We start from the raw sequence: 14,873 nt of genomic DNA, 5'->3' as shown, positions 1-14,873 counted from the left end.
GTTTTAGAACACGGCAAAAATAAGGTTAATTTTCTGCATTTGGCGTGATGCTTCCGGCTGTGAGCGTATGAAAAATAGTTTCCAGCGAATTTTCTTCTTGCTGCAGACCGATCAGCGACAGGCTGTGATCCGCCGCAAACCGGAAGATCTCCGGACGCACGTCAACTTCCGCAGACGTCAACGCAAAGCGGCCACCTTCCAGCGAACGCACCTCCGTCACACCGGGCAGGGTCCGCAGTTGTTCGGCGCTTACGCCACCCGCAAACTCGGCGATCACAACACGCTGGCCACCGCTACGGCGCAGCAAATTTTCCAGCCGGTCGTCCGCCACAATAACACCTTTGTTGATCACGATCACGCGGTCGCACAGCGCCTCCACCTCTTGCATAATGTGTGTGGAGAACAATACGGTCTTATCGCGGCTCACATCTTTTATGAGCTTTCGAATCTCCACAAGTTGGTTGGGATCGAGTCCCGACGTAGGCTCGTCGAGGATCAACACCCGGGGGTTGTGTATGAGCGCCTGCGCCAGGCCCACCCGTTGGCGGTATCCCTTGGAGAGTGTTTCAATCTTTTTGTTTTGCTCGCGTGTCAGGCCACAGCGTTCGACCATGGCCCCTACCGCACTGCGCAGGGCGTCGCCCCGCATGCCGTAGAGCTTGCCGACGAAATGTAAATATTCGTGCACAAACATGTCCAGGTACAAGGGGTTGTGCTCGGGCAAATAGCCCGTGACCTTCTTGACCTGAAGTGGCGCTTCGACGACGTCGTAGCCCGCCACGTGCACCTGCCCCGACGTGGGCGGCAGAAAGCAGGTGGCAATCTTCATGGTTGTGGATTTGCCAGCGCCGTTCGGACCGAGAAAGCCTACGATCTCGCCTTCGCCGACCGTAAATGATATTTCGTTCACAGCTTTTTGCTGTCCGTACAATTTGGTGAGGTTCTTTATTTGCAGCGACATGCTTGAAAAGAAAAGGCAAGTTTAACGCTTTTTTAAACATGTTCGGAAGTATGTATCCATCGTTTACGCCAGATTGCCCCGGCCGGCCGCCAACCGCGCCCTGGGTTTGATTTCTGCGCGATTCCTTCTAATATTACCCACTTGTTACGACCACGCCGTCCTGCTCTTCGCGTGGGTGAATAACAACAACGCGTGGGGCAAGACATGAAGAAAATAAAAGACATCGTAAACCGGGACCTGATCAACCTGACCAACTGCGAAAGCGAGCCGATCCACATTCCCGGCAGCATCCAGTCACACGGGTTTCTGATCGGGGTAAAGCAAGCACCGGACTTTGTCATTGACTTCATTAGCGGCAACTGCGAAGCCTTTATCGGGGTTTCCCCGCAAAGTTTACTGGGCCAACCGCTGCGCACCATCTTTCTCGATCAACTGTTCCAGGAATTTACAGATTACGTGGCGCGCGGTGCGATCGATGCGTCACAGCCTTTTGTCTTTCGGAGGGCGCAGACGCCCTACAACACCACACTGCACTATAGCAATGAAATACTGGTGCTGGAATTTGAACCCTTCCCCGACGGCAGCCAGAATCTGCCGGATCTCTACAACCAAACACGACGTTTCATCTCGCTGATGGAGGATGCGAGCTCATTGACGGATTTGTGCGAGGCTATCGCCGCGGAGACACGCAGCATCACGGGGTACGACCGTGTGATGATCTATCGCTTTGACAAAGATTACAACGGCAAGGTGATCGCCGAAAGTAAACGCGACGACCTGGTGCCCTTTCTGGGGCATCACTATCCACACACCGACATTCCACCGCAGGCCCGCGAGCTATACCTGCGCAACCTGCTGCGCATCATTGCCGACGTGCATTATACGCCGGTGCCCATCCTGACCATCGACGACAACACGCCGAATAAGAACCTCGACCTGAGCTTGTCGATCTTGCGCAGCATCTCGCCCATTCACATCGAGTATCTTCAAAACATGGGCGTGGCCGCTACGCTGACCATCTCGTTGGTGCGTCAGAAAAAGTTGTGGGGCCTGATCGCATGTCACCACTACTCCTATAAAACATTACCACACTTTACACGTCTGTCTGCACAGCTGCAAGGGCATTTCCTGACATCACAGCTTAGCGTACGCGAAATTGCCGACAGCTATGAGCTATCGCAAGAAGTAGAAGCCAACTACCAGCGATTGTTACCGGTGCTACGCCATGAGAATGACTTTCTAACGGGCTTACAACACATGCCCGAGCTGCTGGGCCTCACCCACGCGGAAGGTGTTGTGATCGTAAACGAAGGTAAGCTTTACAGCGCCGGCGTAGTGCCTCCCGAGCCTGCGTTGCGCAAGTTGATACATTGGTTGCAGAACACTGTGCAGGGCGAGCTGAATACCTCGCGTCTGCACGATCTATACCCCGAGGCAGACACGATACGCGACACCGCTGCCGGCATCATTTGCAATTCGCTCGTGGATACGACACAGGACCTGATCCTCTGGCTGCGGCCGGAGGTGGAGAAAACGATCGACTGGGCGGGAAACCCTGCCAAGGCCGTGCTGCCCAACGAGCAAGGTGTACGCCTTTCACCACGCAAGTCGTTTGACCTGTGGCGCGAGACCGTACGCAACCAAAGCAAGGAGTGGCATAGTGTTGAAATACAAGCCGCCGCACGGCTCACGTTCTCGCTGCAACGCCAGCTGCTTCTCTCCTACCTGAGCCGTGAAGAAGCACGCTACCGCAAGCTGAGCGAGAAGCTACAAGATACCAACGCCGAGTTGGAGAACATTCAGTGGATCGGCACCCACGACCTGAAAGAACCGTTGCGTAAGATCCAGATCTTTGCCTCGCGCATCTTGTCGTCGTCGTTTGATGCGCTGCCCATAACCGTCGCCGACCCCGTGGGACGCATGATGAATGCGGCCAACCGTATGCAGTCGCTGCTCGACGATATCATGGCGTATTCGCTGCTGACCAAAAACAACGAGAACGCCTTCGCCCCGTGTGACCTGAACCAGGTGATCCGCGAAGTGCGACACGAGTTGAAAGAAGAGCTGGAAGAAAAGAAGGCAACACTCCACACCGATACGCTGCCGACACTGGCTGTCATACCCTTCCAGATACGGCAGCTGTTTTTTAATCTGATTGCCAATGCCCTGAAGTTTTCCGCTCCCGGAAAGCCGCCGGTGATCCGGATACACTACACCCCCCTGCCGGCCACAGAGACTGGCGCGCATCGCATTACGCTTGCCGACAACGGCATCGGCTTTAGCCAGGAGCATAGCGAAAAGATCTTCCAGGTGTTTCAACGCCTTCACACCCAGGAGAAGTATGCCGGCACCGGCATAGGCCTGGCCATCTGCAAAAAGATCATGGCCAACCACCAGGGCACCATTGTGGCCACGGGACAGGAAGGCGAAGGCGCGGCCTTTGTCCTGGAGTTTCCCGAAATACCCACCCACAGGCCATTTTAAGAACTTTTTAACACTGTTTTCAGAATCCCCAGTGTTACAAACCCCTGCAGGCCGTTATTAAGGTATTGACCGGAACAGTGGAATTCCAGAAATTTACCCCCCAATGAAACGTATTATGCGCTACCTCGCTTTTGTCTGCTTTCTTCTTACCTCCGCATATTGCTCGGCTCAAACCGGCTATAACTTCAAATTTAAGGTCACCGGTTGGAAAGACACCACCGTATACCTGGGCCACTACTACGGCGAAAGCACGTACATCAAAGACACTGCGCGCGTGAGCGCCGCGGGTGAGTTCGTGTTCGACAACAAAAAGACGCTGGACCAGGGTGTATACTTCCTGGTGCTGAACAAAAACAAGATCTTCGAATTCCTGGTAGGCAGCAACCAGCGGTTCACCCTCGACACTAAGGAAGAGGATTACATCAAAAACATGAAGACCAGCGACCCCGACAACAAGCTGTTCTTTGAAAACATGCTCTTTAACATGGAACGGCACAAGGAAGCCGAGCCACTTTTAAAAGTACTGCAAGACAGCACGCTGACGGAAGATCAAAAGAAAGACGCCCGTGCCAACTTTAACAAGATCAACGACAAGGTCATGGCCTACCAGGCGGAGATCATCGCCAAACACCCCAAAACGCTCACCGCTACCATCTTCAAATCAAACACGGCCGTCAAAATCCCTGACGCCCCCAAGAAAGCCGATGGCAGCATCGACTCCACCTTCCAGCTGCGTTGGTATCGCGAACACTTCTTTGACAACTTCGACCTGAGCAACGATGCACTTATACGCATGCCCCGCCCGGTGTACCGCGAAAAGCTGAAAGAATATACCACCAAGCTGTTTGTGCCCCAGGCAGACTCGGTCATCAAGGCAGTCGATAAAGTCATTGCCCTGGCGAAGACAAACAAAGAGACGTATAAATACTCCGTTTTTGTATTCATCCAGGAATATCAGCAGCCCGAGATCATGGGCCTGGACGCTGTATTTGTCCACCTGTATGATAAATACTTTGTCACCGGCGAAATGGACTACTGGGCTACCAGCCTGAAGAAGACGTTGAAAGAACATGCCGAGCGTCTGCGTAAAAGCATGATCGGCAAAGTAGGTCCTAACCTGATCATGCAGGATGCCAACTTCAAGCCGCGGTCGATGTATGACATCAAAAACAAGTATACCATTCTGTACATCTTCGATCCCGATTGCGGCCACTGCAAAGTGGAGACGCCTAAGCTCGCAGACTTCTATAAACAGAACAAAGCGAAGTTTGACATCGAGGTGTATGCCGTGAGCACGGACACGTCCATGGCGAAGATGCGCGAATACATGAAGAAGATGGACATGAAGTGGATCACGGTGAATGGCCCGCGCACCTACGTGGGACCTCACAGCGACCTGTACGATTCGCCTACCACGCCTACACTCTACATCCTCGACGACAAGAAAAAGATCATTGCCAAGAAGGTGCCAGCCGAAAGCCTGGCGGAATTTTTTACGAACTACGAGAAGTTCCTGAAGGCCCGCGCGGCTAACCAGGCCAAACCTAAAACGCCCTCTAAAACCTAGGCACTACCGGACACCGCTCCGTACGGAAGTGAACAGTTTCTCAAGTTCGTACGGTGCAAAAGCGGCTTGTATGGCTTAAAAATGGGTTTTGTAACTTTTTGCCCCATTTTTGAGTCTTATATGCAACCATTCACCCGATGCGCGGTATCTAGTGAAGTAAGGGACGTAATTTAAACCAACACCTGTATGGCCTTTTTTGATAAACTCCTCGGCAAAAAGAAACCGGAATTGAAAGCTCGCTGCCCCATTACCCGGGAGCCGATTGAAAGCGGCTTTGGGTACTTGCTCACAACGTCGCAGATCATTGCCTCGAAGAAGTATTGGGATATGATCATGACGGAGCCGGAGACCATGTCGTATACGGTGTCGCATTTCAAAAACGTCGCCAGCGGTACACAAATGCGTAACATGATCTTTGAAAAATACAGCAACATCGACAAACCGTGGATGATCTCCGACTCGTGCATCAACTTGTTCGAGAACGTCGACAAAAAGTCGGCTCGCGAAAATGCACGCAAATGGTGGGAACATGCCGGCCAGTTTATACCCGAGCAATCCGGCCCCGCCTCCAATGCGCTGGACACCCAAACCTTCCAGGTCTGGAAAGACTACGCCGTGCTGGAAGCCGGCCGCTCAAGAATAGTTTTACAGTAGTTTTAAATAGTTTAAAGTAATGGAAAGGCTGCGCAGAAGAACGCAGCTTTTTCTTTTTTATAGGAGGCAATTTTGTACTTTGGATAACACAAGACAGACGTCTTTTAGCTTAGTATAGTTTAGAGCTGTAATTCTATCTATACCTTTCAATTAATTATTGCGATCAATAGTATACTGCACCAGTTGGATCAGCGAACGCTTATAGTTCGACTCGGGGAAATTCGCTAACAGTACAAGTGCATCCTGGTGGAACTTGTTCATCGCCGTCGTGGCATATTGAATGCCCCCTGACTTTTTCACAAACTCGATTACTTCGCGCACCTTCGCCGGCTTGCTGCCTTCGTTTTTGACAATGCGAATAATGCGACGCTTTTCCAGCCAACCAGCCTTTGACAAGGCATGGATCAGTGGCAGCGTCATTTTCTTTTCCTTGATGTCGATGCCTACCGGTTTGCCGATCTCGTCTTCGCCATAGTCGAAGAGGTCGTCTTTGATCTGAAAGGCCATACCGATCTTTTCACCAAACTGGCGCATGAGGCCAACGGTCTCGGCACTGACGCCCGATGAGCTGGCGCCTACAGAACAACATGAAGCAATCAGCGAGGCCGTTTTCTGCCGGATGATCTCGTAATACACTTCTTCGGTAATATCGAGGCGGCGGGCCTTTTCCATCTGCAACAGCTCGCCTTCGCTCATGTCGCGTACGGCGTTGTTGACGATGCCCAGCATGTCGAAGTCGCGGTTTTCGATGGAAAGATGCAGCCCCCGCGAAAGTAAAAAGTCGCCTACCAGTACGGCTATCTTATTCTTCCACAGCGCGTTTACCGAGAAGAAACCCCGGCGGTAATTGGCCTCGTCTACAACGTCGTCGTGCACCAGCGTAGCCGTGTGCAGCAACTCGATGAGTGCCGCGCCGCGATGGGTAGACTCGTCGATGCGTCCGCAGGTGCCCGCGCTCAGGAAGACAAACATCGGCCGCATCTGTTTACCCTTGCGCTTGACGATGTAGCTCATGATCTTGTCCAGCAGCATAACGCGGGTCTTCATCAAGGCCCGGAATTTCTGCTCGAACTCCTCCATTTCCCGTTCAATCGGGGCTTTGATATCGTCCAACTTCAAAGACATGGCCGCAATAATACGGAAATAAGGCTCTATTCTCTAATACCCCCGGGTCGATTTAATACAGTTCCCAAGCAAAAGCTATTGACTATTGTGCAGGTACTGCCGTATTTCGGGCCATGGATTTTCTACCAGGATTTTGGGGCTATATACTCTTTTCAGCCATTGTCATGACCATCGCGGTGGTCGTGGCCCGCTCGCTGCGGTTTATCATGGGTCGTATGATCCGGGGTGCCTCTACCAAGCTGAAGGTGGATCCCACCAAGTATAATTTCCTGAAAAACGCGGTCGAGTTCATTGTGTATATCATCGCGCTGATTGTACTGTTCAACTCCATCCCCACCCTGAAAAGCTATGGTGCCGCGCTCTTCGCGGGTGCCGGTGTGCTGGCCGCCATTGTCGGTTTCGCTTCGCAGTCGGCCTTCTCCAATATCATCAGCGGCATCTTCATTGTTATTTTCCGCCCCTTCAGCGTCGGCGACCGCGTGAAGGTTGGGCAGCTCTATTCGGGCGACGTAGAAGACATCACCCTGCGCCATACCGTGATCAAAGACTTTGAGAACCGCCGCATCGTCATTCCCAACAGCGTCATCAACAACGAGACCATCATTAACTCCACCCTGGAGAAAGAGGTCCTGTGTATGTTTATCGAGCTCGGCTTGTCCTTTGACTCCAACATAGACCAGGCCCTGCGCATTATGCAGGAGGAGGCGATGAAACATCCCGACTGCCTGGACAACCGCACCGCCGAAGAGATTGAAAGCGGCGTACCCCAGGTACGCGTGCGGCTTGTCAACATTTCGGAAACGGCGCTCCAGCTGCGGGCCGGCGCCTGGGCCAAAGACCCGGCTACGGGTTTTGCCATGAAATGTGATCTGCTGCGCAGCATCAAGCTCCGGTTTGACGAAGCGGGCCTGTCACTTGCACGGCCGCAGCAAACGGTTTATCTTAAACACCAGACACCAGACGCATGACCATAACACCCGCTGCTGCTACCCACGCCGATGGCCGGGAAATTCTCGAGCTCATCTCCTATAACCGGGAGAGCCATGACAAGATCGACTGCATGCCCGTCAACGAGCTTTTGCAGCAGCTCAAGCCCGAGCGCGTCAACTGGATCAACGTCGACGGCCTCAACAACCAGGACGTTATAGAAAAGATCCAAAGCCACTTCTGCCTGCACTCGCTGCTGATCGACGACGTACTGAGCGATCAGCGCCCCAAAGCCGAAGAATTTGACGACTATCTGTTCTTTACCATGAAGATGCTGCACCGCATCGACGGCACCGGTATATATTACGAACAGATCAGCTTTGTGCTGGGCAAAAACTTCCTGGTATCCTTTCAAGAAAAGGAAGGCGATCTTTTTGACGGCTTCCGCGAACGCATTCGCCTGGACCTGGGCCGTGTGCGCAAGCGCCAGGCCGATTACCTGTTATACCGGCTCATCGATATCATTGTCGAGAATTATTACAACGTCCTGGACAAAGTAGGCGACCTGGTAGAAGACATCGAAGAAACGGTCTATGAAAGTTCCACCAACCAGACCTTTCACCGCATCCAGAAACTAAAAAAGGAATTGATCTTTCTGCGTAAAGCCTTATACCCGCTACGGGATGCGCTTGGCAAGGTCATAAAAGATGAATCAGAATTTGTACACGAGGAAAATCTGCGATTCTATTCAGACGTATACGATCACGTAGTACACCTCATCGACTCCGTCGATACCTATCGTGACTTGACGGCGGGCCTGATGGACGCCCACATCAACGCCATGAACACACGCATGAACGAAGTCATGCGTGTGTTAACGGTCATCTCCACGATCTTCATGCCGCTAACCTTTATCGTAGGCGTATACGGCATGAACTTCCATCACATGCCCGAGCTCAGCTGGCACTGGGGCTACTACGGCGTGTGGGGCGTCATGGCGACGCTGGTTATTGTCATGCTCAGCTTCTTCCGCTATAAAAAGTGGTTCTAGCCCGTCCTATTGTTTCGTCACACCGGGCGTGCGCTGCAGAAACTCATCGTACAGCTCGGTCTGCCGGCTCTTCATCGGAATCTTCCAGCCGTCGATAAACACCTGGTGAATGGTCGTCTTCGTTTCGAACGGATCGCCGTCGCTGATCAACAACGTAGCATTCTTGCCCACTTCGATCGAGCCCAGCTTGTCTGCCACGCCAAAGATCTCTGCCGGCACGATCGTGACTGCCTTCAATGCCTGTTCGCGTCCCAGGCCGTACGCCGCCGCATAGCCGGCGTGGTACGGCAGGTTTCGCACATTGCCTCTATCGTCGGTCGTACCGAGGGCCACTTTCACACCGGCTTTGTGCAAGAGACCGGGATTCGCATAAGCCTTATCGTACCGGTCGTAATCGCGTGTCGGTACCGCCAGCACCGGGCCGGCAATGACCGGTATATTGGCTTTGGCAATCTCGGCCGCGACACGCCAGCCTTCGCTCACGCCCGACAGAATTACTTTTTTCACCTTCTTCTCGCGCACCCACGTAAGAGCATTCAAAATATCTTTCGCAACATCCACCTGGATGATAAACGGACGCTCGCCGCGTACCACCGGCAACAATGCCTGCATCTCAGGATAGTAGTTCACACCCTTTGATTGCAGCGCCGAGTCGATCTTGTGATATTCCCCGGCTTTTTGCCAGGCTTCGCTCAGTTTGTTAATACGCTTGTCGTACTCGCGCTTGATCTCCTCGTCGGTGCGTTTATCAAAACCGCCGCGACGTCCGGAATGTGGCCATATGATCACAACACCTTCAAACCCGGCAAACATCTGGTCGGGCGTATAGCCGTGCAGATTGATGAGCGCGGCCGTACCGGGCATCAGGTCTCCTTCCGGTGTGGCAATGACGGTGGTGACGCCACTGACGCGGGTCACCGGTATCAGCACAGAGTTCGGGTTGACCGCTGTCAACGCCCGCATTTGCGGAACGATGTCACCCACTTCGTTGAAGTCGCGCGTGCGCGGGTCGGAGGCAACTTCGCTCAGGCCCAGCTTGGTGTTGGCGTCGATCATGCCGGGGTAGATCCAACGTCCGCGGCAGTCGATTACTTCGGCGCCGGCAGGTACCGTTACCGACGTGCCGACCGCGGTGATCTTACCATTGCTGATGACCACGGTCCCATCCTGGATGACGCCCTTCGTCACCGTCTCGATGGAGGCGTGCGTCAATGCGTACGTAGCGTGTGTGCTTTTCTGGCTTTGGGCGGCAAGCGGTTGGACGGCAAGCGCCAAGGCTACCGTTGCGCTGGCATATAAAAAGGTAGTGAGTTTCTTCATGACCGGGGACATTAGTTAAGTCCGAAAATAGTATCAAATGCACCGTCGAGGCCTTCCAGACAGCTGTCGTGGTCGCGTTGTTCCAGCTCCACTGCTTCCACCGGCTCGTTGGGGTCGACGGCCAGGCGCATGTCGTCGGCATCCTTCGTGCGGTCAAACCGCACCACGCCATCGACGATCGTTACCTGCGGCACACCGTATACCGACAGCGGGTGGTTCTGGAAGATCACCAGGTCGGCATCCTTCCCTACTTCGATCGAGCCCACACGCTGGTCGATGCCCAACTGTTTGGCGGGGTTGAGCGTAATGAGCGCGAGCGCTTCGTCGTCGCTCAACGCGCCATACTTCTGCGTCTTGCCGGCTTCGTGGTACAGGTGGCGCATCAGCTCGGGATCGTCGGAGTTGATGGAGGTCGTGACGCCGTTACGCGTGAGGATGGCGGCATTGTAGGCCGTCGAGTAGTATACCTCGAACTTGTATGCCCACCAGTCGGCAAACACCGAGGCCATCGCGCCATAGGCGGCCAGCTCGGGTGCTACTTTAAAGCCTTCGTTCACATGCTGAAATACAATCTTCTTAATGCCGAAATCCTTGCACACCTGCAACATCATATAGATCTCGTCGGCGCGGTAGCTGTGGCAGTGAATGATAATATTGCCTTTTAGGATCTCCGCCAGTGTTTCGAGGCGGTAGTTATACTCCGGCGGTGCGCCGCGAAAACCTTTTTGTGCCCTGGCTTTCGTATAAGTGTCCACGGCGGCAGCATAAGCCTTTGCTTTGGCGAATGCCTCACGCATGACAAACTCCACGCCCATCCGTGTGCGGGGTACGATGTTGTTACCACCGCCGTGTACCCGCGTGGGGTTCTCGCCCAGGGCGAACTTAATGGTGCGCGGTGCGCCCTGCATACGCAGTGCCTCCGGTTCCAGGACGCCGTAGCGCAGCTTGAGCGTTTGGCACTGACCACCAATGGCGTTGGCCGAACCGTGCATGGCATGAATGGTGGTCACGCCGCCGGCCAGCGCGCGGTATAACGATACGTCAAAGGGATTGATGGCATCGCCTACCGCTACCTCCGCCGTGACGGGCGCAGTCCATTCGTTGATGGCGTCGATACCCTGGTGTGAGTGCGCATCGATAATGCCGGGCATCACAAACATGCCGGTAGCATCTTGCACTGTATAGCCGGTGGGTGCTGTGAGATTCTTCCCTACCTGCGCGATCTTTCCGCCTTTGATCAATACGTCGGTGTTGACCTGGGTGCCTTGGGTAATCGTCAGCACCGTGGCATTGCGGATCAGCATGTTGCCGGTCTGCTGGCCCAGCGCCGGTAGCGCCGCCAACAGTGCCAACAAAGTATGATATATAGTTCTTTTCATGTTGTTCAGGTGTTTAAGGCTTGGGTTTCTGTTGTCCTTGTACCGGCAGCTTGTCGCCACCGTCGAGTGTTGCCTCGCCTTTGAACGTCGAGCCTTCTACCTTTGCCTCTACTTCCACTTTGATGCTGCGCCCGTCCTGGTTCATAACAAACGAGAACTTCAACACGTTGCCTTCAAACGTAATCGTATCGAGTGTAACCGGCTGCGGCAGGAAATCAGCAGACACGGTACCCGCGAGCTGTGTTCCTTCTTTCTTAATAGTGAGCAACGCTTCACTCTTGCCTTGTGGTGTTTCAGACGTTACCGTCCACTCGCCCTCGAGTGCTACTTTCGCTGCTTCCTTCTTGGCGGCGCCAAGGTCCATTTTATACAGTATACCGTTCACAAATACATAGTGCACGACAGACTTCTCGTCAAAGTACGGCTTGCGTGTCACCACCAGGTTGGCAACCTTGCCTGCATCGACAGAGCCCAGCAGATCGGATACGCCCAGCAGCTGCGCGGGCGTCGTCGTCAAGGCTGCCAGCGCCTGATCTTCCGTAAGCCCGGCTTTGATCATCTTGCGCAAGTTGCCGCGAATGTCACCTGCTTTTACTTGCAATGCCGAAAACCCAAACGGCACACCGGCCTTTTGAAAGACTGCGGCCTGCCCGGTATATTTTGCGGCAAACTCTGCCTTGCGTTTGTCCAGCGCTTCCTTCTCTTGCGCAGTCATGGACTTCAGCGGCTCATCTTTCTTTTCCTCCTTCTTTTCTTCGGGCAACTGCAGACTGAGGAATACCTTGGCGCTTGCGGCCTTCAGCTTCGGGGCAACGTCCCAGCCTTCTTTTACCTCGGCCACCACAAGCGGAAAACCTAAACCTTTCTGCAGGTCTAACACGCGGTGCACGTCGAGAGCCTTCTCGGCTTGAAAGAGCACCGGCATCTTTCTATCGATCACGGGGTAAAAAGCTTCCAGTACCCGATCCGTCGACGCAGGTTTCAAGCCGTTACGCGCAGCGGCGTACGTCGTCGCATAAGCCTTGGCTTGTGCGGCTTGATGATATAATTCACGCCACTTGGCGATCACGCCAATGACGGTGACGGGATACACGCGATCGGCCGTAGCCAGGGTAGAGAAGAATGATGTTTGTGATTGTAGCACCATGTCGTCGGCGGAGCGACCGCCCAGCCACACCAGTGCGCCTGTGCCGGGCAGCATACCACCGTGCGGCACGACGTGCGCCGTGGTAAATCCTACTGCGCGCAGTTCCTCTACCCCCTTATCCGTGGGGTTTAGAAAATTGCGCACATCGGTTTGCGGCGCAATGCCCGCGCGGTCGGGCGGCGGATTGCCGGGATCTTTCACGCGGTCGCGGTTTTCGTTGTTGGGTCTGTTTACACCCACGTGCGAAAGGCCGTCGATAAAGCCGGCGTAGACATACAGGCTATCGCCCTTCAGCACAATGGCCTCGGGCGGCACGGGTATATTTTTGCCGACGGCTTTTATCAATCCGTCTTTCACGATCACCGTGCCTTTGTCGACAGAGCGTCCCGGACTTTGAATAATAGTGACAGAGGTAATGGCGTAGGTGCCCGTGACAGGCAGAAGCTCGCGTTCTTCCTGAGCCAGCAGCGGGCCTGCGACGAGCAGCCACACCAGCGCCAGGCTCAGCCGCGCGGCGACAAAAGGAGTCTTCATTAAAACGTAGGTTAATGGTTAAGTTCTGGGGGGAAAGATAATCAGGATTTCCGCTGCACTAAAAGCAGCCTACAGGAAAGGCCTATAAATTGGCTGGAAGGCAACGCCTTAGCCAATACGCTTTGCCTTGTATCCTTCTTTTTGCAATATCTGTACAACTTTGTCGCGCACGTCGCCTTGAATGAGCACCTCGCCGTCTTTCTGCGAGCCACCCACACCGCATTTGGATTTGATAAGCTTGGTGAGTGTTTCGAGATCGGCAGTCATCCCGATAAACCCGGTGACCAGCGTTACCTGCTTGCCGGCGCGCCCGCTCTTGTCAAGCTGCACACGCAGACTCTGCTGCGGCGGCGGCAACGTTTGAGCTTCGTCGTTTTGCTGATAGGAGAACTCAAAATCGGAGCTGGTAGAGTACACCACTCCGTCACGTTTTTTCCAGTCGTTGTTCTTTTTGCTCATACTACAAAATTAACCATAAAGTGATCAGCAGCAGCACGGCGTTGACAAAACTGGCATTAAAGAAAAACTCCAGGTTGTGGCGAAACAAAACAGCCGACAGCGAGATCACAAACAACACCCCAGGAAACATCGCCAGCGCGCGATAGACATAGCCCATCTTGAACTCCGTTCCCTGGTAATATAGCGACATCGCCGTACGATACACCAGGGTACGGCTATACTGCACCTGTGCCTGGGCCGGTCGTGGCCCGTCATAGTCGTACACTTTCAGATGATCGCCATTAATTAACGACAAGTGCAGAACCGCAGACAGATTACGACCCCGTCCACCGGGTCGTTGGAAATAGTAAGCGTCAACTTCGCTTTCCACCACGGAATAGGGTAACATGTAGTCCAGCATGAATAACACGGTCACCATCAATCCCACATAATTGAACCACCGTATATACGGCACGCACTGCTTGATCAGCTCCTCGCGTTGACGACGCGCGCTCATGGTCGGCGCCGGCCTGGGACGATATTTTGGATCGCGGTGCCGCGGCGCAGGCGGTGCCTGCTCGGCCGCGGTCGCACCACCTACAAGCTCTGTCCACCCTTGCTGACGGCGCAGATCATAGGCAGCCCGACTGTCCGGATCGCCCAGCACATCATAGGCCTCGTTGATCTCCGCCATGTAGGCATGCGCCTGCGGATCGGGATTCTTATCGGGATGGTACTGCACCACTAACCGCCGGTATATACGCTTGATCTCTGCCGCGTGCGCAGTAGAGCGTATGCCGAGTATAGCGTAGTAGTCTTTCATGCTGAATACAAAAATAAAAAAGCCACGGCATATGCCAGTGGCTTTTTTAAGAACAGGTCTGGCAGCAAGATTACTTGTTGCTCATTTTATCCATTTCCTTTTCGAAAGTCTCTTTAAACTTCTCATAATCGTAGTCGATTTTGAGACGATCGTCTTTCGACATCTTTTCGTTGTAAGAAGCCACCAGGTCATCGGCAGAAAGCTCGATGGCGATATAGGTTTTGTAGCTTCCGTCTTCGGACTTCATCAACTTTTCGCAGATGGTCTTCAGACCGGTAAGCTTCTGGTCTACGATCTCGCGGTTCAGCTGTTCGAAGCGCTCTTCTACCTCCTCTTTGTTGTTCATTTCGCGGGAGTTGGTATAGTTGTCGGTGACGGCTTTTACCGTTGTCTGGATGCTGGCCGCCAGTTCCGCGCGGGCGTTAGCAAGGGCCTTCTTCTTCGACGTTACCTGGTCCTGGCT

Annotated in this window: 13 protein-coding genes; 5 read left to right on the top strand and 8 right to left on the bottom strand. The window is 53.8% G+C overall.

From position 1 onward, the window contains the following. Window positions 1–25: 25 nt before the first annotated feature. Window positions 26–961 (bottom strand): gliding motility-associated ABC transporter ATP-binding subunit GldA, encoded by a 936-nt coding sequence (gene gldA, locus KK062_RS17545; protein WP_254085637.1) that lies wholly within the window; start codon window positions 959–961, stop codon window positions 26–28. Between the two features lie 204 nt (window positions 962–1,165). Here gldA and KK062_RS17540 point away from each other — a divergent pair, with 204 nt between their 5' ends. The 3 genes from KK062_RS17540 to KK062_RS17530 all read left to right on the top strand — a co-directional run bounded on the left by KK062_RS17540 (window position 1,166) and on the right by KK062_RS17530 (window position 5,666). Beyond that, on the top strand, window positions 1,166–3,445 hold the full coding sequence (locus KK062_RS17540) for an ATP-binding protein (RefSeq protein ID WP_254085636.1): 2,280 nt from the start codon (window positions 1,166–1,168) through the stop codon (window positions 3,443–3,445). A 103-nt stretch (window positions 3,446–3,548) separates the two neighbouring features. Beyond that, a complete protein-coding gene (locus KK062_RS17535) occupies window positions 3,549–5,012 on the top strand; it encodes a redoxin domain-containing protein (protein ID WP_254085635.1) in 1,464 nt (487 codons plus the stop codon). Window positions 5,013–5,198: 186 nt separating this feature from the next. Continuing rightward, window positions 5,199–5,666: a hypothetical protein gene (locus KK062_RS17530; protein WP_254085634.1), complete on the top strand. Its 468-nt coding sequence runs from the start codon at window positions 5,199–5,201 to the stop codon at window positions 5,664–5,666. 150 nt (window positions 5,667–5,816) lie between these two features. Here KK062_RS17530 and KK062_RS17525 read toward each other — a convergent pair whose 3' ends face one another. Next, on the bottom strand, window positions 5,817–6,791 hold the full coding sequence (locus tag KK062_RS17525; protein ID WP_254085633.1) for a polyprenyl synthetase family protein: 975 nt from the start codon (window positions 6,789–6,791) through the stop codon (window positions 5,817–5,819). A 113-nt stretch (window positions 6,792–6,904) separates the two neighbouring features. Here KK062_RS17525 and KK062_RS17520 point away from each other — a divergent pair, with 113 nt between their 5' ends. Together KK062_RS17520 and corA are read left to right on the top strand one after the other, a co-directional pair. Next, a complete protein-coding gene (locus KK062_RS17520) occupies window positions 6,905–7,759 on the top strand; it encodes a mechanosensitive ion channel family protein (protein ID WP_254085632.1) in 855 nt (284 codons plus the stop codon). Next, a complete protein-coding gene (corA, locus tag KK062_RS17515; protein ID WP_254085631.1) occupies window positions 7,756–8,769 on the top strand; it encodes a magnesium/cobalt transporter CorA in 1,014 nt (337 codons plus the stop codon). The genes KK062_RS17520 and corA overlap by 4 nt, the downstream gene beginning before the upstream one ends. 6 nt (window positions 8,770–8,775) lie before the next feature. Here the strand turns inward: corA and KK062_RS17510 are convergent, their stop codons facing one another. From KK062_RS17510 to KK062_RS17485, 6 genes are all read right to left on the bottom strand, one after another. Next, complete coding sequence (locus KK062_RS17510) at window positions 8,776–10,089, bottom strand: amidohydrolase family protein (RefSeq protein WP_254085630.1); 1,314 nt, start codon at window positions 10,087–10,089, stop codon at window positions 8,776–8,778. 11 nt (window positions 10,090–10,100) lie between these two features. Beyond that, complete coding sequence (locus tag KK062_RS17505; RefSeq protein WP_254085629.1) at window positions 10,101–11,468, bottom strand: amidohydrolase family protein; 1,368 nt, start codon at window positions 11,466–11,468, stop codon at window positions 10,101–10,103. Window positions 11,469–11,481: 13 nt separating this feature from the next. Continuing rightward, the gene (locus KK062_RS17500) at window positions 11,482–13,149 is read right to left on the bottom strand and encodes an amidohydrolase family protein (protein WP_254085628.1); all 1,668 of its coding nucleotides are present in this window, start codon (window positions 13,147–13,149) and stop codon (window positions 11,482–11,484) included. Between the two features lie 108 nt (window positions 13,150–13,257). Next, window positions 13,258–13,608 (bottom strand): translation initiation factor, encoded by a 351-nt coding sequence (locus KK062_RS17495; RefSeq protein ID WP_254085627.1) that lies wholly within the window; start codon window positions 13,606–13,608, stop codon window positions 13,258–13,260. A gap of 1 nt (window position 13,609) precedes the next feature. Next, the gene (locus tag KK062_RS17490; RefSeq protein WP_254085626.1) at window positions 13,610–14,410 is read right to left on the bottom strand and encodes a DnaJ domain-containing protein; all 801 of its coding nucleotides are present in this window, start codon (window positions 14,408–14,410) and stop codon (window positions 13,610–13,612) included. Window positions 14,411–14,480: 70 nt separating this feature from the next. Further along, a partial coding sequence (locus tag KK062_RS17485; RefSeq protein WP_254085625.1) for an LPP20 family lipoprotein occupies window positions 14,481–14,873 on the bottom strand: 393 nt, incomplete at its 5' end.

Origin of the sequence: Dawidia cretensis (assembly GCF_018598175.1) — a bacterium.
Classification (GTDB): Bacteria; Bacteroidota; Bacteroidia; order Cytophagales; family Cyclobacteriaceae; genus Ohtaekwangia; species Ohtaekwangia cretensis.
The sequence above is the reverse complement of the archived record's forward strand: the minus strand, read 5'-3'. Positions and strand labels throughout refer to the sequence as shown.

Coding starts and splice junctions, on each gene's coding strand:
- gldA (WP_254085637.1), bottom strand. CDS start 961: ATGTCGCTGCAAATAAAGAACCTCACCAAATTGTACGGACAGCAAAAA.
- KK062_RS17540 (WP_254085636.1), top strand. CDS start 1,166: ATGAAGAAAATAAAAGACATCGTAAACCGGGACCTGATCAACCTGACC.
- KK062_RS17535 (WP_254085635.1), top strand. CDS start 3,549: ATGAAACGTATTATGCGCTACCTCGCTTTTGTCTGCTTTCTTCTTACC.
- KK062_RS17530 (WP_254085634.1), top strand. CDS start 5,199: ATGGCCTTTTTTGATAAACTCCTCGGCAAAAAGAAACCGGAATTGAAA.
- KK062_RS17525 (WP_254085633.1), bottom strand. CDS start 6,791: ATGTCTTTGAAGTTGGACGATATCAAAGCCCCGATTGAACGGGAAATG.
- KK062_RS17520 (WP_254085632.1), top strand. CDS start 6,905: ATGGATTTTCTACCAGGATTTTGGGGCTATATACTCTTTTCAGCCATT.
- corA (WP_254085631.1), top strand. CDS start 7,756: ATGACCATAACACCCGCTGCTGCTACCCACGCCGATGGCCGGGAAATT.
- KK062_RS17510 (WP_254085630.1), bottom strand. CDS start 10,089: ATGAAGAAACTCACTACCTTTTTATATGCCAGCGCAACGGTAGCCTTG.
- KK062_RS17505 (WP_254085629.1), bottom strand. CDS start 11,468: ATGAAAAGAACTATATATCATACTTTGTTGGCACTGTTGGCGGCGCTA.
- KK062_RS17500 (WP_254085628.1), bottom strand. CDS start 13,149: ATGAAGACTCCTTTTGTCGCCGCGCGGCTGAGCCTGGCGCTGGTGTGG.
- KK062_RS17495 (WP_254085627.1), bottom strand. CDS start 13,608: ATGAGCAAAAAGAACAACGACTGGAAAAAACGTGACGGAGTGGTGTAC.
- KK062_RS17490 (WP_254085626.1), bottom strand. CDS start 14,410: ATGAAAGACTACTACGCTATACTCGGCATACGCTCTACTGCGCACGCG.